16 protein-coding genes are annotated in these 20,907 nt (G+C 43.5%); 10 read left to right on the plus strand and 6 right to left on the minus strand.

All coding sequences use genetic code 11. The features are described 5' to 3' along the window. Positions 1 to 530: 530 nt before the first annotated feature. The 8 genes from argR (at position 531) to QZ327_RS11760 (ending at position 8,379) form a co-directional block, all read left to right on the plus strand. A complete protein-coding gene (argR, locus tag QZ327_RS11725; protein WP_294619491.1) occupies positions 531 to 1,004 on the plus strand; it encodes an arginine repressor in 474 nt (157 codons plus the stop codon). A gap of 34 nt (positions 1,005 to 1,038) precedes the next feature. After that, the gene (locus QZ327_RS11730) at positions 1,039 to 1,596 is read left to right on the plus strand and encodes a GNAT family N-acetyltransferase (RefSeq protein WP_294619493.1); all 558 of its coding nucleotides are present in this window, start codon (positions 1,039 to 1,041) and stop codon (positions 1,594 to 1,596) included. A 103-nt stretch (positions 1,597 to 1,699) separates the two neighbouring features. Then, positions 1,700 to 2,911 carry an argininosuccinate synthase domain-containing protein gene (locus tag QZ327_RS11735; RefSeq protein WP_294619495.1) on the plus strand — a complete coding sequence of 404 codons (1,212 nt, stop codon included), beginning with the start codon at positions 1,700 to 1,702 and terminating at the stop codon, positions 2,909 to 2,911. A gap of 22 nt (positions 2,912 to 2,933) precedes the next feature. Continuing rightward, positions 2,934 to 3,902: an N-acetyl-gamma-glutamyl-phosphate reductase gene (gene argC, locus QZ327_RS11740; RefSeq protein ID WP_294619497.1), complete on the plus strand. Its 969-nt coding sequence runs from the start codon at positions 2,934 to 2,936 to the stop codon at positions 3,900 to 3,902. 121 nt (positions 3,903 to 4,023) lie between these two features. Further along, entirely contained in the window at positions 4,024 to 5,145 is a 1,122-nt protein-coding gene (locus QZ327_RS11745) for an aspartate aminotransferase family protein (protein ID WP_294619499.1), read from the plus strand. A 124-nt stretch (positions 5,146 to 5,269) separates the two neighbouring features. Then, entirely contained in the window at positions 5,270 to 6,043 is a 774-nt protein-coding gene (gene proC, locus QZ327_RS11750) for a pyrroline-5-carboxylate reductase (RefSeq protein ID WP_294619501.1), read from the plus strand. Positions 6,044 to 6,074: 31 nt separating this feature from the next. Continuing rightward, positions 6,075 to 6,629 carry a cupin domain-containing protein gene (locus tag QZ327_RS11755; protein ID WP_294619502.1) on the plus strand — a complete coding sequence of 185 codons (555 nt, stop codon included), beginning with the start codon at positions 6,075 to 6,077 and terminating at the stop codon, positions 6,627 to 6,629. A 94-nt stretch (positions 6,630 to 6,723) separates the two neighbouring features. Next, a complete protein-coding gene (locus QZ327_RS11760) occupies positions 6,724 to 8,379 on the plus strand; it encodes an AMP-binding protein (RefSeq protein WP_294619505.1) in 1,656 nt (551 codons plus the stop codon). A gap of 103 nt (positions 8,380 to 8,482) precedes the next feature. On the opposite strand, the gene QZ327_RS11765 is transcribed toward QZ327_RS11760, so the two are convergent. From QZ327_RS11765 to QZ327_RS11785, 5 genes are all read right to left on the minus strand, one after another. Next, the gene (locus QZ327_RS11765) at positions 8,483 to 10,090 is read right to left on the minus strand and encodes a DUF4998 domain-containing protein (RefSeq protein WP_294619506.1); all 1,608 of its coding nucleotides are present in this window, start codon (positions 10,088 to 10,090) and stop codon (positions 8,483 to 8,485) included. Between the two features lie 130 nt (positions 10,091 to 10,220). Beyond that, on the minus strand, positions 10,221 to 11,849 hold the full coding sequence (locus tag QZ327_RS11770) for a DUF4998 domain-containing protein (protein WP_294619508.1): 1,629 nt from the start codon (positions 11,847 to 11,849) through the stop codon (positions 10,221 to 10,223). Between the two features lie 26 nt (positions 11,850 to 11,875). Further along, positions 11,876 to 13,129, minus strand: a complete 1,254-nt coding sequence (locus tag QZ327_RS11775; protein ID WP_294619510.1) for a DUF5000 domain-containing lipoprotein — start codon at positions 13,127 to 13,129, stop codon at positions 11,876 to 11,878. A 20-nt stretch (positions 13,130 to 13,149) separates the two neighbouring features. Further along, a complete protein-coding gene (locus QZ327_RS11780; RefSeq protein ID WP_294619513.1) occupies positions 13,150 to 15,156 on the minus strand; it encodes a RagB/SusD family nutrient uptake outer membrane protein in 2,007 nt (668 codons plus the stop codon). A 13-nt stretch (positions 15,157 to 15,169) separates the two neighbouring features. After that, positions 15,170 to 18,325: a TonB-dependent receptor gene (locus QZ327_RS11785; RefSeq protein WP_294619515.1), complete on the minus strand. Its 3,156-nt coding sequence runs from the start codon at positions 18,323 to 18,325 to the stop codon at positions 15,170 to 15,172. 851 nt (positions 18,326 to 19,176) lie between these two features. On the opposite strand from QZ327_RS11785, the gene QZ327_RS11790 reads away from it, so the two are divergent. Together QZ327_RS11790 and QZ327_RS11795 are read left to right on the plus strand one after the other, a co-directional pair. Further along, a complete protein-coding gene (locus tag QZ327_RS11790) occupies positions 19,177 to 19,371 on the plus strand; it encodes a hypothetical protein (RefSeq protein WP_007848218.1) in 195 nt (64 codons plus the stop codon). After that, positions 19,364 to 20,350 (plus strand): hypothetical protein, encoded by a 987-nt coding sequence (locus tag QZ327_RS11795; protein ID WP_172681598.1) that lies wholly within the window; start codon positions 19,364 to 19,366, stop codon positions 20,348 to 20,350. Before QZ327_RS11790 ends, QZ327_RS11795 begins: the two co-directional genes overlap by 8 nt. A 244-nt stretch (positions 20,351 to 20,594) precedes the next feature. On the opposite strand, the gene QZ327_RS11800 is transcribed toward QZ327_RS11795, so the two are convergent. Next, the gene (locus tag QZ327_RS11800) at positions 20,595 to 20,831 is read right to left on the minus strand and encodes a helix-turn-helix transcriptional regulator (protein ID WP_294619519.1); all 237 of its coding nucleotides are present in this window, start codon (positions 20,829 to 20,831) and stop codon (positions 20,595 to 20,597) included. Between the last annotated feature and the right edge of the window lie 76 nt (positions 20,832 to 20,907).

Genomic DNA, 20,907 nt, shown 5'->3' on the forward strand with positions numbered 1-20,907 from the left:
GCATTAACATCGCTCGCGATAGACATTAATGTCTCTCGCGACAGGCATTAATGTCTATCGCGAACCATGTCAATGCCGCTCGAAAAAGATACCGTTTTCCGGCAAACGGGATGCCCGCACGCGACATTTCCGGCATTTTTCCCTTCCAGTTGGTTTGTAAACATTTCGCTATTGCGCTGATTGTCGGAAAGATGGGCGCATTCCGTTCCGTTTTTTCCCATCGGCAGTACGCAAGGACGGAAAAAAACGATTCTGCGGCAACGGGAAATACAGATTGTCAACAGATGTGGGCGGAATGACAAAAAGACAAAACGAAGAGCCTGTCCGGTTTTTCCTCAGAAAGAACGGCCGAAAGACTATGCCGAAGGAGCCAAAGGGGTTAAAGGGAGTCAAAGGCGTGCCCGCCCCCGACTCCCTTGTGCGGCATCTGCATTAATTGCATATAAAGGATAAAAAAAACGCTATTCTTGCATATTCTTTCCAAAATATTCCCTATTTTTGCGCCATTCTAAGAATAATTATACAAAAACATGAAAAAGAAAGCCAATCGGTTAGATGCTATCAAGATGATAATTTCGAGCAAGGAAATCAGTTCTCAGGAAGAGCTGTTGCAGTCTTTGGGTAAAGAGGGGTTTGAACTGACGCAAGCCACCTTGTCGCGCGACTTGAAACAGCTGAAAGTGGCGAAAGCAGCCAATATAAACGGGAAATATGTATATGTCCTGCCCAACAACATCATGTACAAACGCAGCAACGGCCAAAGTGCCAGCGAGATGCTGATGAACAGCGGCTTTGTCTCACTCCATTTCTCCGGAAACATCGCAGTCATCCGTACCCGTCCGGGCTATGCCAGCAGCATGGCTTACGACATCGACAACCGCGAATGTCCCGCCGTATTGGGCACCATAGCCGGAGACGACACTATCATGATGGTGCTGCAAGAGTCCGCATCCCATGACGAGGTGCGTGAATTCCTGTCGCAAATTATCCCTAACATGAAGTAAATCAGTATAACCATAATATAACGAGACAAAAGAAATGGATTCGAAACAGATTGATGTGATGGTGGCTGATGCCTCACATGAAGTTTACGTGGATAAGATTTTGGATACCATCCGGGAGGCTGCCAAAGTACGCGGAACGGGCATCGCAGAGCGCACGCATGAATATGTGGCAACGAAAATGAAAGAGGGAAAAGCCATCATAGCCCTATGCGGAGAAGAGTTTGCGGGATTCACCTACATAGAGAGCTGGGGGAACAAGCAGTATGTGGCTACATCGGGACTTATCGTGCATCCCGACTTCCGCGGCCTGGGACTGGCAAAGCGCATCAAGACGGCTTCTTTCCGCCTGGCACGCCTGCGTTGGCCCAAAGCCAAGATTTTCAGCCTGACCAGCGGAGCGGCTGTCATGAAGATGAATACCGAACTGGGCTACGTGCCGGTGACCTTCAATGAACTGACAGACGACGAGGCTTTCTGGAAAGGATGCGAGGGCTGTATCAACCATGACATACTGGTAGCCAAGAACCGGAAGTTCTGCATCTGCACGGCGATGCTTTACGACCCGGAGCTGCACGAAGAGGATAAAATATAAATTAATTATAAATTATGAATTTGGAATTATGGATGGACTGACCGGGGCCGTTGTGAACCTCAACCCATAATTCATAATTCAAAATTCAAGATTCATAACCCTTATGGAAAAGAAGAAAAAAGTAGTAGTAGCATTCAGTGGCGGTCTGGACACCTCGTTCACGGTGATGTATCTTGCCAAGGAGAAAGGATACGAAGTTTATGCGGCTTGCGCCAACACCGGCGGTTTCAGCCCGGAGCAGCTGAAGACAAACGAAGAGAACGCCTACAAGCTGGGTGCCGTAAAATATATCACGCTGGACGTGACGCAGGAATATTATGAGAAGAGCCTGAAATACATGGTGTACGGCAATGTGCTGCGCAACGGCACGTATCCTATCTCCGTGAGTTCCGAACGTATATTCCAGGCGCTTGCCATCGCCCGCTATGCCAATGAAATCGGCGCGGATGCCATCGCCCACGGCTCGACGGGGGCAGGCAACGACCAAATCCGTTTCGACATGACGTTCCTTGTCATGGCGCCGGGCGTGGAAATCATCACGCTGACGCGCGACATGGCACTGAGCCGCCAGGAAGAGATAGACTACCTGAACAAACACGGTTTCGCAGCCGACTTCACCAAACTGAAATATTCCTATAACGTAGGACTGTGGGGCACTTCCATTTGCGGTGGCGAGATTTTGGACTCCGCACAAGGGCTTCCCGAAAGCGCTTACCTGAAGCACTGCACCAAAGAGGGCAGCGAACAGTTGCGCCTGACGTTCGAAAAAGGAGAACTGAAGGCTGTCAACGGCGAGAAGTTCGACGATCCTGTCAAGGCTATCCAGAAAGTAGAGGAAATCGGTGCGGCTTACGGCATCGGACGCGACATGCACGTGGGCGACACGATTATCGGCATCAAGGGCCGCGTAGGTTTCGAGGCTGCCGCTCCCATGCTGATTATCGGCGCGCACAAGTTCCTGGAGAAATACACGTTGAGCAAATGGCAACAGTATTGGAAAGACCAGGTGGCGAACTGGTATGGCATGTTCCTGCACGAAAGCCAATACCTGGAACCGGTGATGCGCGACATCGAAGCCATGCTGGAATCTTCGCAACGCAACGTCAACGGTACTGCCATCCTTGAGCTTCGCCCGCTCTCATTCTTTACCGTAGGCGTAGAAAGCGAGGACGACCTTGTGAAGAACAAATTCGGCGAATACGGCGAAATGCAGAAAGGCTGGACCGCAGAGGATGCCAAAGGCTTCATCAAAGTGACCAGCACCGCCCTGCGCGCTTATTATGCCAACCACCGGGAAGAGAAAGAAAACATTTGATTCATAGAAAAGAAACTGCAATATGATTAAAGTAGGAATCATCGGCGGAGCCGGATACACGGCGGGCGAACTGATACGTCTGTTGCTGAATCATCCCGAAGCGGAAATCGTATTCATCAACAGTTCGAGCAATGCCGGCAACAAGATTGCCGACGTACATGAAGGGTTGTACGGAGAGACGGACTTGGTATTCACCGACGAACTTCCGTTGGACAAGATCGACGTGCTGTTCTTCTGTACGGCACACGGCGATACCAGGAAATTCATGGAAAGCCATAACGTGCCGGAAGATTTGAAGATAATCGACCTCTCCATGGACTATCGCATCAAAAGCGACGACCATGACTTCATTTACGGCCTTCCCGAACTGAACCGCAGGGCAACCTGCACGGCAAAACATGTAGCCAACCCCGGATGCTTCGCCACCTGCATCCAACTGGGGCTGCTTCCGCTTGCCAAGCATCTGATGCTGAACGGCGACATCATGGTAAACGCCATCACCGGTAGCACCGGCGCAGGCGTGAAACCGGGAGCCACCAGCCACTTCAGCTGGCGCAACAACAACATGAGCGTGTACAAAGCCTTCGAGCACCAGCACGTGCCCGAAATCAAACAGTCGCTCAAGCAACTCCAGAACAGCTTTGATGCGGACATTGACTTCATCCCCTATCGTGGCGATTTCCCCCGCGGCATCTTTACCACAATCGTACTAAAGACCAAAGTGGCGCTGGAAGAGATTGTACGTATGTACGAGGAGTATTATGCCAAAGATTCCTTTACGCATATCGTCAATAAGAACATCGACCTGAAGCAGGTGGTAAACACCAACAAATGCCTTATCCACTTGGAGAAGCATGGCGACAAGTTGCTTATTATCTCTTGCATAGACAACCTGCTGAAGGGCGCCAGCGGCCAGGCGGTACACAACATGAACCTGATGTTCAACCTGGAAGAGACTGTAGGGCTCCGGCTGAAACCGAGCGCATTTTAACGGCATGCCTCCTCAATCAAAACAGTAAAAAAAACAACACGAATGCAGAACAGAAGAATCCCCGCTTGCATCCGCCATCCGGAGATTCTTCATTCTTCATTCCTAATCCTTCATTAAAACCATGAACTTATTCGATGTATATCCCCTTTTTGACATCAACATTGTCAAAGGAAAAGGCTGCCACGTATGGGACGATAAAGGTACGGAATACCTCGACCTCTATGGCGGGCATGCAGTAATCTCTATCGGGCATGCACATCCGCATTATGCAGAGGCAATCGGCAGGCAAGTAGCGACACTCGGGTTTTATTCCAACTCCGTTATCAACAAACTGCAACAACAACTGGCGGAACGGCTGGGCAAGGCGTGCGGCTATGACGACTACTCGCTGTTCCTCATCAACAGCGGCGCCGAAGCCAACGAGAATGCGCTGAAACTTGCCTCTTTCCACAACGGGCGCACCCGTGTGGTTTCTTTCTCCAAAGCTTTCCACGGACGTACCTCGCTGGCAGTGGAAATGACCGACAACCCCAAAATCATCGCCCCCATCAACGACTGCGGACATGTGACTTATCTGCCGCTGAATGACACGGAGGCAATGAAAGCCGAACTGGCAAAGGGGGATGTCTGTGCGGTAATCATCGAAGGCATCCAGGGAGTGGGCGGCATACAGTTGCCGTCCGACGATTTCATGCATGCCTTGCGCGAGACTTGCACGAAATACAACACCATACTGGTCTTGGATGAGATCCAGAGCGGCTACGGACGTAGCGGCAAGTTCTTCGCACACCAATACAGCGGCATCAAAGCCGACATCATCACCGTGGCAAAAGGCATAGGCAACGGTTTCCCGATGGGAGGCGTGCTTATCAGCCCGATGTTCACTCCCATATACGGACAACTCGGGACTACGTTCGGCGGCAACCACCTGGCTTGCAGCGCCGCGCTTGCCGTACTGGATGTCATCGAACAGGAAGGGCTTGTGGAAAACGCAGCCAACGTGGGCACATACCTGCTGGAGGAACTGAAGAAATTCCCGCAAATCAAAGAGGTGCGCGGACGCGGCTTGATGATTGGCATCGAATTTGAACAGCCCATCAAAGAACTGCGCCTGAAACTCCTGAAAGAGCAGCATGTATTTACCGGGGTCAGCGGCACGAACGTCATTCGCCTGTTGCCGCCTCTGTGCCTCAGCATGGACGAGGCGAACCTCTTTCTTGAACGTTTCAAGAAAGTGCTTTGACAACCGATAAATAATCAGCCGATAAAAGAGACGACCGAAAGAAGAATACCTTCCTGTTTCGGTCGTTCTTTTATAGAAAATCTTTACCTTTGCCAAAGGACAACATTTTAAATTACAAGACGATATGAGAACAGCGATTATTGGTGCAGGAAACATGGGCGGAGCCATCGCCCGGGGTTTGGCTAAAGGAACCGTCATCCCTGCCAATGACATCATCGTTTCCAATCCCACGCAAAGCAAACTGGATGCACTGAAGGCTGAGTTTCCCGCTTTACAGACCACACGCGACAACCAGGAAGCCGTCGACGGTGCCGGGCTTATCATACTTGCCGTAAAACCGTGGCTGATAAAACCTGTGGTAAGCGAACTGAAACTGAAAAGCAAACAGATACTTATCTCCGTAGCTGCGGGCGTGCCTTTTGAAGAATTGGCACACTATGTGGCAGACAAGGGAATGACCATGTTCCGCCTTATCCCCAATACCGCAATCAGCGAAATGGAGAGCATGACAATTATCTCGAGCCGGAATGCAAGCAAGGAACAGGAACAGCTGCTGCTCGATATCTTCAACCAAATGGGGCTTGCCATGCTGGTTCCCGAAGAAAAAATCGCGGCAGCCACTGCCATGACATCCTGCGGCATTGCCTACGTGTTGAAATATATCCAGGCAGCCATGCAGGCGGGAATAGAGCTGGGCATCTACCCCAAAGACGGAATGCGCATGATAGCCCAATCGGTAAAAGGTGCCGCCGAACTGATACTGAACAACGATACGCATCCCGGCATAGAGATTGACAAAGTATGCACTCCCGGCGGAATTACCATCAAAGGCATCAACGAACTGGAACATCAAGGATTCTCTTCAGCCGTTATCAATGCCATCAAAGCAAGTAAATAACAACAATACTAATCCACTTAACAAGAGCCTCATGGACGAACAGATTAAACAAATAGCCGAACGCTTGCGCGGATTGCGCGAGGTATTGGAGTTGACAAGCGGAGACATCGCCCGCGACTGCGACATTCCGGTAGAGGAATACCGCCTTGCAGAAACCGGAGAAGTCGACATATCCGTCAGTATGCTGCAAAAGATAGCCCGCCATTACGGCATTGAACTGGACGCTCTGATGTTCGGCGAAGAGCCGAAAATGAGCAGTTACTTCCTGACCCGTGCAGGAAAGGGCACCAGCATCGAACGTACAAAAGCCTACAAATACCAGTCGCTGGCAGCCGGTTTCATGAACCGCGACGCCGACCCGTTCATCGTCACCGTAGAACCGAAACCGGCGAATGAGCCGATACACTACAACAGCCATTCCGGACAGGAATTCAACCTCGTCCTGGAAGGTCGCATGCTGCTGAGCATCGATGGCAAAGAGTTGATTTTAAACGAAGGAGACAGCCTGTACTTCAACTCCAAACTGCCGCACGGCATGAAAGCACTGGACGGAAAGCAAGTGCGTTTCCTTGCCGTAATCATGTAAACAACAAAGAAATGGAAAATGAAGAATTGCGTTACATCGCCCCAACCGCACCGTATGGCAATTCCTCATTCTAAATTCTTCATTTAAAAGAGTTATGGTAGAAAGATTTTTATCGCAAACGTCCTTTGCATCGCAAGAGGACTTTATCAAGAACTTCAAGATTAACGTACCGGAGAACTTCAACTTCGGCTATGACATAGTGGATGCCTGGGCCGCCGAACAACCCGACAAACCCGCACTGCTTTGGACAAACGACAAAGGAGAACAAATCCAGTTCTCATTTGCCGACATGAAACGGTATACGGACATGACGGCTTCCTATTTCCAAAGTCTCGGCATCGGACACGGCGACATGGTGATGCTCATCCTGAAGCGCCGTTACGAATTCTGGTTCAGTATCATCGCACTGCATAAACTGGGTGCCGTTGTCATCCCCGCCACACACTTGCTCACCAAGAAAGATATCGTTTATCGCTGCAACGCCGCCGACATCAAGATGATTGTCTGTGCAGGCGAAAGCGTCATTACCGACCATATCACCGCCGCCATGCCGGACTCTCCGAGCGTGAAGAAACTGGTCAGTGTGGGTCCGGAGATAGCCGACGGTTTTGAAGACTTCCACAAAGGCATGGCAAATGCCGCCCCTTTCACAAGACCGGAACATGCCAACAGCAACGATGATATCTCTCTGATGTACTTCACCAGCGGCACTACCGGCGAACCGAAAATGGTGGCCCATGACTTCACTTACCCGTTGGGACACATCGTTACCGGAAGTTTCTGGCATAATCTGCACGAAAACAGCCTTCACCTCACCATTGCCGACACGGGCTGGGGTAAAGCCGTATGGGGCAAGCTGTACGGACAATGGATAGCCGGTGCCAATATCTTTGTTTACGACCATGAGAAATTCACTCCCGCCGACATATTGACAAAGATACAGGACTATCATGTCACCTCACTTTGCGCTCCGCCTACCATCTTCCGCTTCTTAATCCACGAAGATTTGACGAAGTACAATCTCTCTTCGCTGCAATATTGCACCATTGCTGGAGAAGCGTTGAACCCCGCCGTATTCGATACGTTCAAGAAACTGACAGGCATCAAACTGATGGAGGGTTTCGGGCAGACCGAAACAACCCTTACCGTTGCCACCATGCCGTGGATGCAACCCAAACCGGGCAGCATGGGATTGCCCAACCCGCAATACAACGTAGACCTGATAGACTATGACGGTCGTTCCGTAGAGGCCGGCGAACAAGGACAGATTGTAATCCGTACCGACAAAGGAAAACCGCTCGGTCTATTCAAGGAATATTATCGGGATGCCAACCGCACCCGTGAAGCCTGGCACGACAACGTTTACTATACCGGTGACGTTGCCTGGAAGGACGAGGACGGTTATCTATGGTTTGTAGGACGTGCCGATGATGTTATCAAAAGCAGCGGTTACCGCATCGGTCCGTTCGAGGTGGAAAGCGCGCTGATGACCCACCCGGCAGTAATAGAATGCGCCATTACCGGAGTTCCGGATGAAATCCGTGGACAAGTGGTGAAAGCCACCATCGTATTGTCCAAAGAGTATAAGGAGCGCGCCGGCGAGGAATTGGTCAAGGAGTTGCAGAACCATGTAAAGAAGGTGACCGCACCCTACAAATATCCTCGCGTCATAGAATTTGTAGACGAACTTCCCAAGACCATCAGCGGTAAAATACGCCGGGTGGAAATCCGGAAGAATGATGAGAAATAGTTGTTTCGGAACAATTACAGACACAAAAGGTCGTTTCTTCACAGGAACGACCTTTCTTTAAGTCTAATTTCACCAATAAGAAATATCACTATTTCCGGTTTCTTCAGTCATGAGGTTGTGGATTAGCGTTTGTATTCTTTTCGTAAATCTTGAAATCTGCTAAATACAAAGACTCATCCTTCAAACCAGTGGGAGGGAATTTTCCTCCATAGTCTGTCTCAAGATGGCCACCCCCGTAATTACGGTAAATCCCGAATTTATTTCGTATATTAGTTGCCCCCTTACGCCACATATCAATATTGGACATCGTTTTTTCCGCGAGTACCTTGCCGTCTCTGATACGTGTCATTTTGATGTAATACGAACCATTATGTGTGTAATATATTTCAGATGTAACCTGTATCCATTCGTCTTCAAAATCGCTTAGAGGCAATTTGTTGATGAAATACCCTTTGTTGGTACTGCTGTTATCGCCATTGTGTCCGACTTCTACACGAGAATTCTTACCATTTGCATCATCGGCGCGCAAGGTAATGGTTATCAAAGGACTACCATTGTTTCCTTCTTGCGCTTTCAACTGATGGATATGAGTAAAACCTTTTGTAGGGCGGAAACCTTTAGGTATTTTAAATTTCCACTCTATCTTTTGCCACTCTTCCCAATTGCCGTTCATGTGGTATTTTCCACTTCCTGTCCGCGATTTCATCTCGTTACGCATACGGTCGTCTATTTTGCCACGGTCACCATCCAACACAAGGATATTGCCGTCTGCATCACTTGAAGCATGAACATTGAATTTGAATACCCATTGTCCCAATCCTTTGTCTTCTACGACCTCAATATGTGTATCGTCATTATGGTCTTTCCCTCCGCCGTTATTGGGATGTTCAGTATATTCGAAATCATATTTTTTCATATATGCATCCACCGCCTGCCATCCTACCAAAGAAGCGGCAGCTTGCATTTCCGCTTGCAATTTCCAAGCATTTACTTCCTCTTTATCGGTCTTTACGGTAATCTTTGATGTTTGTGCACTGACTTCATCAACAGCACCATTGGGCAAATAGACAGTCGTTATTTCCATCGTTCCGTTTTCAGGGAATAACTGTAAAGTCATTTCTTTGTCTTTTTCGAAATCCAAGGTTATTTCTTTGGATTCACCGTTTACGTCAGTGTATTTCAAAGAACTGTATTTTGCATCCTTATAATTATCAGCCCATTTAAAACGTAACACATAGTCTTCCGGACTCCAATCAATAACCGTGATACCGGGATTTTTCAATGCAGCTCTATATTTTTCACCGTAAATGCTGACAGGCGATCCTATCCATTTAGGGGAATTCATTTTTTTATCTTCAGAGTAAGCGACAAAACTGAAAGTCAGTGTACCTTCTTCCAGGTTATCGATGTAGAATTCATTGGGCTTTTCTTCTTGTGAAACAGTCATAGCAACCACAGCAGACTTCTTTTCGCTTCCTACAGTCCAACTTACTTCACATTGTTTAGCACGTGAATCGGAATACTTATACTCTACCTTTATCCGTTCATTTCCGGGATACACCTTAATGTTATCGAACTTCTCCAGACTGGCTTTTTCCTCCTCTTGCGGGGGAGTAACCGGTTCTTCCGGCTCGCTCTTCGAGTCGGAACAAGCCAGTACCAAACATCCGGCAATCCAGGTTATCAACAACTTGTTATACCAATTTCCCATACGTTATCTTGTTTTTCATGGTTATACAAAATATCATGCAAGGTATTAAAAAAAGAAGAGTGTCAAAATCGATAACATTATTCTTTTTATCTGCCATTTGACACTCTTCAAATTTCGTTCTACGAATTTACTAAGGATTTACCGCAACCGGACTGTCATTGTTCTGGTTTTTCTCAAAAATTCTTATATCATCCAGATATACAGATACCGTTTCAATGCCGGAAGTCGGGAACATACCTTTAAAGTTATCTTTTATTTTACCTTTGAACCATCTGCGGATACCGAAGTAGGCACGCATATCGATGCAGTTCTCACGCCACAATTCAACATTGGTCTTTGTTTCATTTACGATAACCTTACCGTCGCTCACACGTTCCATTTTGACTTTCAATGTACCTTGGTAAGAATAAAGAACTTCAACAGTAACATGTACCCATTCATTTCTGAAATCATCCATATTCAATTTGTCCACCAACTTTGCATTGTTTCCGTTTGCTTTGAAATTACCGTTATGTATAATCTGGAAACAGGCATTCTTTCCATCCTTATCATCTCCATTAGCATTGAGAGCAATCACAGGATTGCCTTTTCTCTCTCCACCGTCTTCTTTAGGAATGAGATAGAAAAGATGACAACGCTCATTGATGGGCTTGAAATCCGCCGGTATCTTCATGTACCAATCATAAATCACCGTTTCACCATAGTTGCCACAAACGTCATGGTTACCGGCACCGGTTTGCGGACTGAACTGATTGACTTGGCGGTCTTCATTGTTACCCGCTTTCATAGCATCGTCCAGACACTTGATGCTTCCGTCATCGTTGGCTTCCGCATGTGCTGTAAGTTTATATACATACTTACCTCTGGCTGCATCGTTCACAAATTCGATATGTGTACCGATATCACCGGGACTATTTTTACTTACATTATCTCCTTCCGGATGTTCAACATAGTCATATTTAAACTGTTTCATGTAAGTATCCGCATCTTGCCAAGTGGTCCATGCAGCAGCCTCTTGGGGTACTGTCATGTTTGCTGTCAGAACCCAAGGTTTCTCACCTTCCGCTGCCGTATTGAACGGTTCGCTGAATGGAATAATAAATTCATCAATAGCACCTTCTGCGGGAAGATAGATCGTGGCGTACGTGAAAGAACCGAATTCAGGAAAATCAGGCAATACTGCCTTTTTTTCCTTATTTACTTCTGCCCTTATCTCACGTTCTTCATCATTCACGTCAATATATTTAAGTATATAGGCTACGGCTCCTTCATAGTTACTGGTCCAATACAGGGTCAATGCCTGTTCTATCGGATTAAAACTGTAGGAACTGACGTTTGTGTTTAGCAATGTAGATACATATTTGTCTCCATAAACCGTAGCACTAACACTTGTTTTCAATGAAGGATACTCCAAATCTGCAGTACAAGTATTGAAGTCAAAACTGAAGGTTGTCTCTTCCAAATCTTCTATAAAGAAAGAATTGGGAGTTTCGCCGGTTGTGTTGGTTATATCCACTACTTTAGATTCTTTACCCATATTCCAGGATATTTGGCACTTAGCTACTTTAGGGTCTGTCACCCAATAGTCTACACGTACCCGATATCGTCCGGAAAAGATTTTTATGGAATCAAATTTCGCCGAATAAATTGTTTCTCCTTGTTGCAGATATTGGTCATGCAGGTCGTTCATGTCCGAACAAGCGACAACAGCCACTCCCGAGAGGACAAACATCAACATCTTAATATACCATTTTTTCATAATGTCTTACTTTTAATTAGTTTGGCTTATTCTGCACTCTCTTCACCGTTTCCCCCATTGTATCCTTCGGGTTGCCCCCACATTTCCAACTCGGAAATATGAATCATTTCCGTACCGCCCCAAGTTTCAAGAATATCGAAACGAATGTAACGTACATCCGTAGCAAGTTCTACAGGGAATGTGAATTCCTCACCACCCGGACCACGCAATTCATCCTCTGGAGAAGCCTGCTCTAAAGGAAGCCCGGAAGGCTTATATGATTCGAAATACCCCAAGAAAATCCATTGGTCATCAGGATTTGTTGCCGTCATGGACACATTTCGGCTCTTCGAACCATATACCTCGAACCGTTTCGGGTTACCGTGTTCATAGGCCCAACCATTACCACGTTGATAGACTTTCATACGACTCAATGTATATACCTGTCTCATATCAAATGTAAAACGTACGGGGAATGGGTCACCACCCGGAGTATGGAAGAAGTTGTTGCTGGCCCCTTTTGCAGCCATATTAATACCATCCCATAATTTTGTAATCGGATAACTCTTTGAATATTCCCTATATGGGATATTCGGGTCACCATTCCATTTATTCCAATATGTGTTCCCGTCAATTCTTTCTTCATAAAGAGGGAGACACTCCTGTGACAATGCGTCTGTCTTATTACCATATTGATCGGAGATGGTTACAAAGAAAGTGACAGGTTCTGCATCGAAACCGCGTACAGCTGCCGAACCGTCAACTCCGGAGGAATAGAAATTCTGCACATCTTCCAATACGTCACTTCCTTCGGTAATCGGAGTAGAGACAGAAACGATGATGTCCTTCATTTCCGGATTCTGCCAAGTCAGTTTGGCACCACCAAAATCACTCGTAATGTTCAAAGTCTCGTATACATCAAAAATAGGTGCACGTTTTGGTGTGAATTTTACGGTTGTCGGTTCGGATAAGTTTTGACTTTTATCTATGGCATACAATACAGCCGAATGTTCAATTCCCAAGGCAAATCCCTCCAGAGTAATTTCACGGGCATATCCGGATACCATTACCGACATTTCTTTACCAGTGTCTAACGTATATTTGGCCATTACCCCCATTAAGTCGGGATCATCGGGAATTGTGTAAGCCAAAGTCACACCGCCACCGAATGCTTCTTTAGTGGTGACATTAGTCACAGGACCCGGAGCGATATTGTCAGTTGGATATTGTCCGACACTTTCCTCATTGCATGAAGTCATAAAGGCAAGTACCAACCCTAAAAATAATATATGTTTTTTCATCTTTCTACAATTTTAAAATTTTAATAGCCAGGATTCTGAGTCAAATTCGGATTGACATTGATATCACCCTCTTTGATGGGCCATAAATAATCACGTAAGGAGAAGGAAACGTTATAAACGGTACGAACCGTATAATAAGACACATTGTCGGCTCCGTCACAGTTCCATCCTTTAATAGGCTTATTCATTTCTTGCATGATGTCATAGCGATCTACTCGTGAACCGCCACTCCAACGCCGCATGTCGTAATAATAATGTCCCTCCAGCGCCAACTCAATACAACGTTCCTGATGAATAATATCACGCAAACCGTTTTTGGTCATGAATTTATCCGGTTTTGTTGAATATTTTGTCCAGCTATCCGCTACGCCTTCCAAACCTGCACGTTCACGGATTGGATCAATCCAATTCTCCCAGATATCAGCTGTCGGTTGATCCATAGTCTCATTTAAAGCCTCAGCATATAATAAATAAAGGTCTGCCAAACGCATATTGGGCCATTGATAACCGGATATTGACCAACCGGTTTGAGCTGTATTAAGAGCGGTTTTATAATTGATAAGTTTCTTCGTGAAGTAGCCGGTTACAGAATAATATTGTTCCCCACTACGTCCTGCAGGATTACTCGCCAAGTCGTCAGGAGTAGATAAACAGTGTAGTGTGTATTGATAGTTCTCGGCACATTCTCCGGCAGGAGCAGTAACTTGACTACCTAAACCAAACCATTTGCCACCATTGAAACCCATACTACCATAAAAACGCGGTTCACGATGCAAATGCAAATAAGGTACGGTCATGCCCGGTTCCATTTCCAAATAGTCTCCTTCCGGAACCGTAGTAGTTAAATAACGATTACTATACCAACCATTTTGGTCCCATTCGATATCCTCTTCGATAGGTACCCCTTTCTCAGTATAAAAATTTTCCGCAGTAGCCAAAGTGGGCGTCAACTGTCCTCTCGGGTTACGGGCACGAATGGGTAATGTAATAGCAGGCATGGCATAAGTTTGAACATTATTCGTACTGTTTTTGGGATCTGCCCAAATAATTTCCTTATTGTTCTCTTCCTCCGTTATAATCGTAGAAGTCTGCAAAATAAGACGCATTTCCTCTGAAATATTGGGTATGATGGTCAATTCCGGATTGTAATCGAATAATTTATGACCTGCTTCATGGCAGATGTCAATAGCTTCCTTACAGGCTTTGGTAGCATCCTCCCAACGTTTCTTCCTTTCCTCTTCCGAGCAAGCAGGGAAAAGCTTTATACCACGGGAATCCACAAAGTTTTCGTACATGGTGTTTTCTGCATAGAACGGACTTGCAATATGTACCATAATTTTGGCACGTATGGCTGCAGCAATAGGTAAGGTGATACGTCCGTTTTGGAAAGCGTCATCGGGAGTCAACGGCAATGGAGGTTCCACTATGTCTAAATCAAGATCTTCCACCGCTTCACCATAAACAGCCTCGTCCAACAATTGTAGTACGTAGTCGATACATTCATTTATTGGGGAACGGAATTGGAGTACCATTTCAGGAGAGGCATCCATAGAGAGGTTTTCTTTCTGCAATATGACAGGTCCGTAATGCTGGATTAAATACCAATGATAGTATGCTTTCAAGAATTTCACCTCAGCCATCCAACGATTAAGTTCTGAACCGTTCAAATCCCGAATCAGATGGGCATTTTCAAGGAAAGTATTACATGCACGGATAGCTTTGTACATATTGTCCCACTCTGCCAGTTTAGGACTGGAGACACTATTACCTTCCAAAGTGATTTTTACACCATCCTCACGATTGCGAAAATAAGTCGTTACTTCCGTTCCACAAGAACGTCCGATAGATTTTGTTTCATGCCCCAAATAGGGTAAATAGGAATAACATGTAGCTAAGTACTTTTCAGCGCTGAGCTTATCGCGGAACGCATATTCGATGGTTCCCACCTTTTCAGGAACTACATCCAAATAATTACAAGATGTTGTTGTTCCCAACAAAGCTAAAATAATCAGATTTTTTATTTTCATAAAATTCATTGTATTAGAGAGAGAAGTTTATACCCACAGAATGTGTACGTTGGAGAGGATAGTTAAATCCATTGCCTGCCAATTCCGGATCCCATAGTTTAAATTTACTGAAACAAAGCAGATTAACTCCTGAATAATAAACACGGATCGAACTGAATCCTATTTTTTTAATAAACCTTCGAGGTAAAGTATAACCGAAATCAATTTGTTTCAGACGAAGAAATGAACCGTCACGCATAAACCATGTACTTCTCTGACTGTTATTTTTGTTTTCGAGTGTAGAAAGACGAGGCCAAAAAGCATACGGGTCGCGATTGTTTACAGACCAGTGGTTGTCTGAGATAACAGTCAGCAATTGGTTTACGGCGATTGTTTTATTGATACCTCCGGAATTATAGAATGGAGTGATTGCATTATAGTCGAACCAGAAAGACTCACGAGCCAAACCATTGAAGAAGAAAGAGAAATCAAAACCTTTCCATCCCATGGAATAACCAAAACCATAGTTTATTTCCGGAGAGGTAGGATATCCGATAGGTACTTGGTCTGCATCGGTAATCTGCCCGTCACCATTGATATCCTTATATTTAATATCTCCCGGTTTATAGGTGCCAAATGTTTGTTTGGGCGAGTTGGCAATGTCTGCCTCATCAATAAACAGACGTTCTGCTACATATCCCCATGCCTGTTTCACCGATTGTCCGACACGTGAACGCCAGGGAGTGGTGCTGTAGTCGGGCTCTTCATAAACCTTATATTTTCCACGGCCATAAGTAAAGTTCAGACGTCCGGACATCCATAAATCCTTATTGATGGACTGGTTATAGTCAAGAGAAAAATCTATACCCTGGCTACGAGCCTCACCTACGTTAGACTTAGGTTTGGCTTCCAAGCCTAATGAAGTGGGAAGATTGGCTCGTTCCATTAAAATCTTTGAACGGTCATCACGGAAAATATCTACTTGCAATTCCAATTTGTCAAATAATCCCAATTCAATACCTATATTAGTCTTTTTAGAAATTTCCCAAGTCACATTCGGATTGGCATAACGGCTGATAGACACACCATTTACACTATTATGATCACTCAAGGTACCCCAAGTATAACCCTTATCCGAATCCTTCAAATCCACTACAGACAAATAATAAAAACGGTCGCTGGAACTACCAATTGCATCATTACCCACCAGACCATAAGTAGCCTTGAATTTCAACTTACTGATTACCTTCTTTAAATCCGCATTCCAAAACGGTTCGTTGGACATCAGGTAACCCATACCTACAGAAGGGAAAAAACCCCAACGTTCTTTGTCTGCAAAACGTTCCGAACCATTATAACCGAAATTGGCTTCCAAGAAATAACGGTCATCATAAGCATAGGTGAAACGTCCGGAAAGGCTCATGTTACGAAGAGGAAGAGACGACTGAACATCCCCATCTTTAACATCTTTGGAGGTCAATTCATTACGCATGGTAAATACCATCAATCCACTGACAGCATGTTTTTCATTGAAAGTACGGTCATAATTGACTGCTCCTTCCAAATATGTATTGACAACAACGTCTCGTGTTTTTATCGTCGGTGATAAATAATCAGTACCATCTTCCGGATTCAGGGGACTCAGTACATACGTATCATTTAACGCATCGTAACTACCCATAGAGTAATAGAACGGAACATACGAACGTTGTACAGAATACTCCGAACGACGATTGGTATTAAACATAAAACGCCCCTTCAATCCTTTTGTAATAAATTTCAAATCCTGATTCAATTCTACCTGTGCCATCATTAACGAAGTACTGGTATCTCTATAACCACGTGTCATTTCGGCATAAGGATTTAAATAATTACCGGTATCATAGTTACCATAAAGCAAATAAGGAGTTGTTTCATTAATTTTGTCCGGCTGATAATAAGGAGGATAAAGTACCGGAGAGGTTTGAGTAATCATCTTGTAAATCTCCTTACCTGTATTGATAGGACCTGAATAATCATCCATAGTTCCATGCAGACGTACTGTAGCCTTGGTGGTCTTGGAAACATTAACATCTACATTAGCACGCAACAAATAACGGTTAAGTTTGATATTATTATTGAAATTGTTCTGTTTAGCGGATCTCAAATTACCCGAATCACTGGAATAAGTTCCGGCGATGTAATATTTGGCAATATTCGTACCACCCTGAACATTCATGTTTGCGCTATAATTGACAGTGGATTTCTTGAATAATTCATTATACCAATCTACAGCGGGAAATACATTAGGATTTAGTCCCGCCATCGTATTGGCTATTTTTTGTTGGCTATGTATCAACCCATTACCGTCATACAAAGATGCTTCATTATGCATATTCATATAAGTAATAGGATCCGCCCATTCAGCGGTTTTTGTAGGAGACGAATGAGTCACTACTACACGAGCGGATATTTTTGCCGGACCTTCAGTACCACCTTTGGTATTTACCAAAATTACACCGTTGGCACCACGCGAACCATAAAGTGCTGTAGCTGTAGCATCTTTCATAATAGAGAAACTGGCAATGTCATCTACCTGTAGACGAGAAAGGTCACTGGAAGTCATTTCTACACCGTCAATCAAAATTAACGGATCTGTCTTGTAACCGAATGTAGTGACGCCACGTACGAAGAAGTCTGCATTATCAGCACCCGGCTCACCACTACGCTGATAGGAAATCAGACCGGCAACGCGTCCTGACAAAGCTGCTGTAAGATTGCTTGCCGGCGTTTTCAACTCTGCAGGTTTCACAGTTGAAACGGATGCCAACACGCTTTCTTTCTTCTGTTTGGCAAAAGCGACAACAGTCACCTCATCCAATTCATCTACTTTTTGTGATAAGGTAATTGTGAGCGGTTTATTCCCTTTTATTGTTACCACTTGTGTTTCCATACCTATATAGGATACTTCTAACTTGGCACCTGTCTCTACATCAATAGAAAAAGTACCATCAACATCAGTTGTTACACCCCGGGGGGTGCCTTGAATCACAATTGTAACACCGGGAAGAGGCTCTCCCATTTCGTCAATAACTCGTCCTGTCACCTTTATAGGAGCAGGAGCCTTTATTTCTGTATTATACAGAGGAGAAGTGTTCGTCGTAACAGTGGCTTGCAATGTTCCTTGAACAATAGTCGCACATATAAGCAAACTACAAAAGCGTTTATACTTTGTGCTTGGAAGAAAAGAATGATAAATGTCCTTCATCATTTAATTAGATTAATTATTATTAGATAAACAAAAGGCCTTTCTGTTTCCAAAGATAAGGGAATAATTAGCTATATAATTTTATAAATCCTCTCATTTCTTTGTAAAATTGTATCAATTTTAGCTATAAAATATAGAATGAGAACGTATTGATAGTTTAAGAAGCATTATTGATACAAGACTGACACCTTACAACTGTTCTTCCCCTCTCTCTTCGTTAAAAAACAAACATCTTTGCCCTATGAAAAATTATACAAAAACAGATATGAAAAGAGATAAAGATATCTTTATTTAAATATCCAATGATTGAATTACATGAAGCTCCTTCGAGGAAATTAATGAAAAAAAACAAGTTTAAAAACTCAAACAATCAAACGATAAAATCAATTAGCCTGTTAAAAACAGCAATACCCTACAAACTTTTAGCTTGTAGGGTATTACATAAAAAACGTACCCTTAACGGATGAAATATTGAACCTTTGGAATGATTTTCTAGAAATAGTAGATTATCTGCAATCAACGCCACAAATTAGTAAAATTATAGAGAGTATTTAGCAAGTACAGTAATAAGGATAAAAATATCAGCACACCTATATAATATGGATATAATAAATTAACATACAATAATTTAACACCGTAATCCGAGACTCAAAAAGTACTATTTTAGTAGGTATGATAAAGACCTAGCTGTTAGCCATCCATCAAAAATTTTCCAGATATTTTTTGAAAATTCAGCCTATTAGACTTTACTTTCCTACTAAACCACATATTTATATGTATAAAACAAATAAACTATGGATAATAACAACTACAAAAGACAGTATCGACAATTGAATGATACAACAAAACAAAAGATTAGCCAAAGTCTAAGAGGCAGAACAAAATCAGCCACTCACACCCAAGCTATATCTAACGGACTGAAAAAGTATTGGGCAACAGTACCCAACCAACCTAATAATAATGAAAATAAGAATGAAGAACATGAATAAAATATACGGTTTAAATATAGATGCGTTGAGGCTCTGTTACGAAGTGACAGAACCCAACAATATCAACATCATAAAAGACAAAGAAATTGGAGAAGAAATTGATTTTCTGTATTTCTACCTAAGACGAATAGAAGGAAAGCACTTCAAATTTGTTTATGAAATACGTTATAATGACATGGGAAAAGATAAATTGTTTGGAGAACTACGTTTAGGCATCAATGACAATCAAGAAGAAAGCAATACCCACCAAAACGGATATAAAAAAGCATGGATTAGTATTTCCAATCGTGTGTTATACAGCGATGAGATATACTATTTAGATTTTATTGAAAACAATTTAGGCTTAGAATTACATAATATAACAACCCTAGACCTATGTCTTGATATGTCAAACGACATAGCCCGACTGATACGAAAACTTATCCGAAACCCACAAATAACAACGCTTCTGAACGGAAAAAGAATCACCAATCGCAAAGAAGACCGCCCCGAAATCACATATACTTTCAGTGGGAATATGGATAAAGATAAATACTTAACCGTCAACATTAAACAGAAAAAAGCTATAAAAGATAAGAGCAAAGGTAGCACCCTTATAGCATACAACAAAAAAGCTGAAATCATCAATAGTTCGGATAAAACATACATAAATAACTACTATAACAATCCTTCAAAATTGCATCGTTTAGAAGTCCATCTCAACAATGAAGAAATCAAAGATTATATAGCGAAAACCAGGTATGAATTATCATTTTATTCTTTAGCTGATGAAAAATTCCTAGCAAAACTTTTTGGTTACACTTTAAACAGCCTTATCAGATTTGAAAAAGACGGAAAAGCAATAGATTGGACAGACCTCTTATCAGAAGGGTATAACAACCACCCCTGCCAACGGCTATTTTCTAGGGTAACTAATTCAAATACAGAGAAAAATCTTTTTAAAAAAAGTAGTTCAAAAAAACAATATAGCGAAAATTAAACATTAACTTCGGATATGCGGAGTGCGGAATCAGAAATAGCAATTACTATATTTCACTCCGCACCTCCGCACTTCCGCATATAAAAACAATATTCAAAAACATGGCAAAAGACATAAGAGTGAAAGCATATATATCTATCGCCATGAAACAAAAACTATTTCCATCTAATAATCAGCAACTTAACAACAAATATAATATTCACTTCCAAGATTTGTGAATATAAATTAGAAAACTAGCCAATCCCTATTTTTCATTTCTTAATGGTGCATCAGGCAAAAAATCTTTAGGAGAGCAACTAAAAACTTTAGCCAACTCATTTAAATGATTGAGATTATATTTCGCTCTCCGTTTAGGATTCTCAATATCTGCAATAAAACTTGGAGAAAGATTCATGTAGTCTGCCAATTCTACTTGTGACCACTTTCTTTCCATCCTCATTGCCTTTACCTTTCGTATTACAAATTCTTCTATATTAGTCATATATACTATATTATTAAATTAGTAAAGGAAAGATTATTGCAGAAATGTTTTGAGCGTACATGTACGTGTATTATAT

It is taken from the genome of uncultured Bacteroides sp. (assembly GCF_910578895.1).
Lineage (GTDB): Bacteria > Bacteroidota > Bacteroidia > Bacteroidales > Bacteroidaceae > Bacteroides.

Bases quoted from the DNA above. Each gene is read 5' to 3' on its own strand.
- QZ327_RS11765 (WP_294619506.1), bottom strand. From the start codon at position 10,090: ATGGGAAATTGGTATAACAAGTTGTTGATAACCTGGATTGCCGGATGT.
- QZ327_RS11760 (WP_294619505.1), top strand. From the start codon at position 6,724: ATGGTAGAAAGATTTTTATCGCAAACGTCCTTTGCATCGCAAGAGGAC.
- QZ327_RS11730 (WP_294619493.1), top strand. From the start codon at position 1,039: ATGGATTCGAAACAGATTGATGTGATGGTGGCTGATGCCTCACATGAA.
- QZ327_RS11775 (WP_294619510.1), bottom strand. From the start codon at position 13,129: ATGAAAAAACATATATTATTTTTAGGGTTGGTACTTGCCTTTATGACT.
- QZ327_RS11795 (WP_172681598.1), top strand. From the start codon at position 19,364: ATGAATAAAATATACGGTTTAAATATAGATGCGTTGAGGCTCTGTTAC.
- argC (WP_294619497.1), top strand. From the start codon at position 2,934: ATGATTAAAGTAGGAATCATCGGCGGAGCCGGATACACGGCGGGCGAA.
- QZ327_RS11800 (WP_294619519.1), bottom strand. From the start codon at position 20,831: ATGACTAATATAGAAGAATTTGTAATACGAAAGGTAAAGGCAATGAGG.
- proC (WP_294619501.1), top strand. From the start codon at position 5,270: ATGAGAACAGCGATTATTGGTGCAGGAAACATGGGCGGAGCCATCGCC.
- QZ327_RS11780 (WP_294619513.1), bottom strand. From the start codon at position 15,156: ATGAAAATAAAAAATCTGATTATTTTAGCTTTGTTGGGAACAACAACA.
- QZ327_RS11790 (WP_007848218.1), top strand. From the start codon at position 19,177: ATGGATAATAACAACTACAAAAGACAGTATCGACAATTGAATGATACA.
- QZ327_RS11770 (WP_294619508.1), bottom strand. From the start codon at position 11,849: ATGAAAAAATGGTATATTAAGATGTTGATGTTTGTCCTCTCGGGAGTG.
- QZ327_RS11745 (WP_294619499.1), top strand. From the start codon at position 4,024: ATGAACTTATTCGATGTATATCCCCTTTTTGACATCAACATTGTCAAA.
- argR (WP_294619491.1), top strand. From the start codon at position 531: ATGAAAAAGAAAGCCAATCGGTTAGATGCTATCAAGATGATAATTTCG.
- QZ327_RS11755 (WP_294619502.1), top strand. From the start codon at position 6,075: ATGGACGAACAGATTAAACAAATAGCCGAACGCTTGCGCGGATTGCGC.
- QZ327_RS11735 (WP_294619495.1), top strand. From the start codon at position 1,700: ATGGAAAAGAAGAAAAAAGTAGTAGTAGCATTCAGTGGCGGTCTGGAC.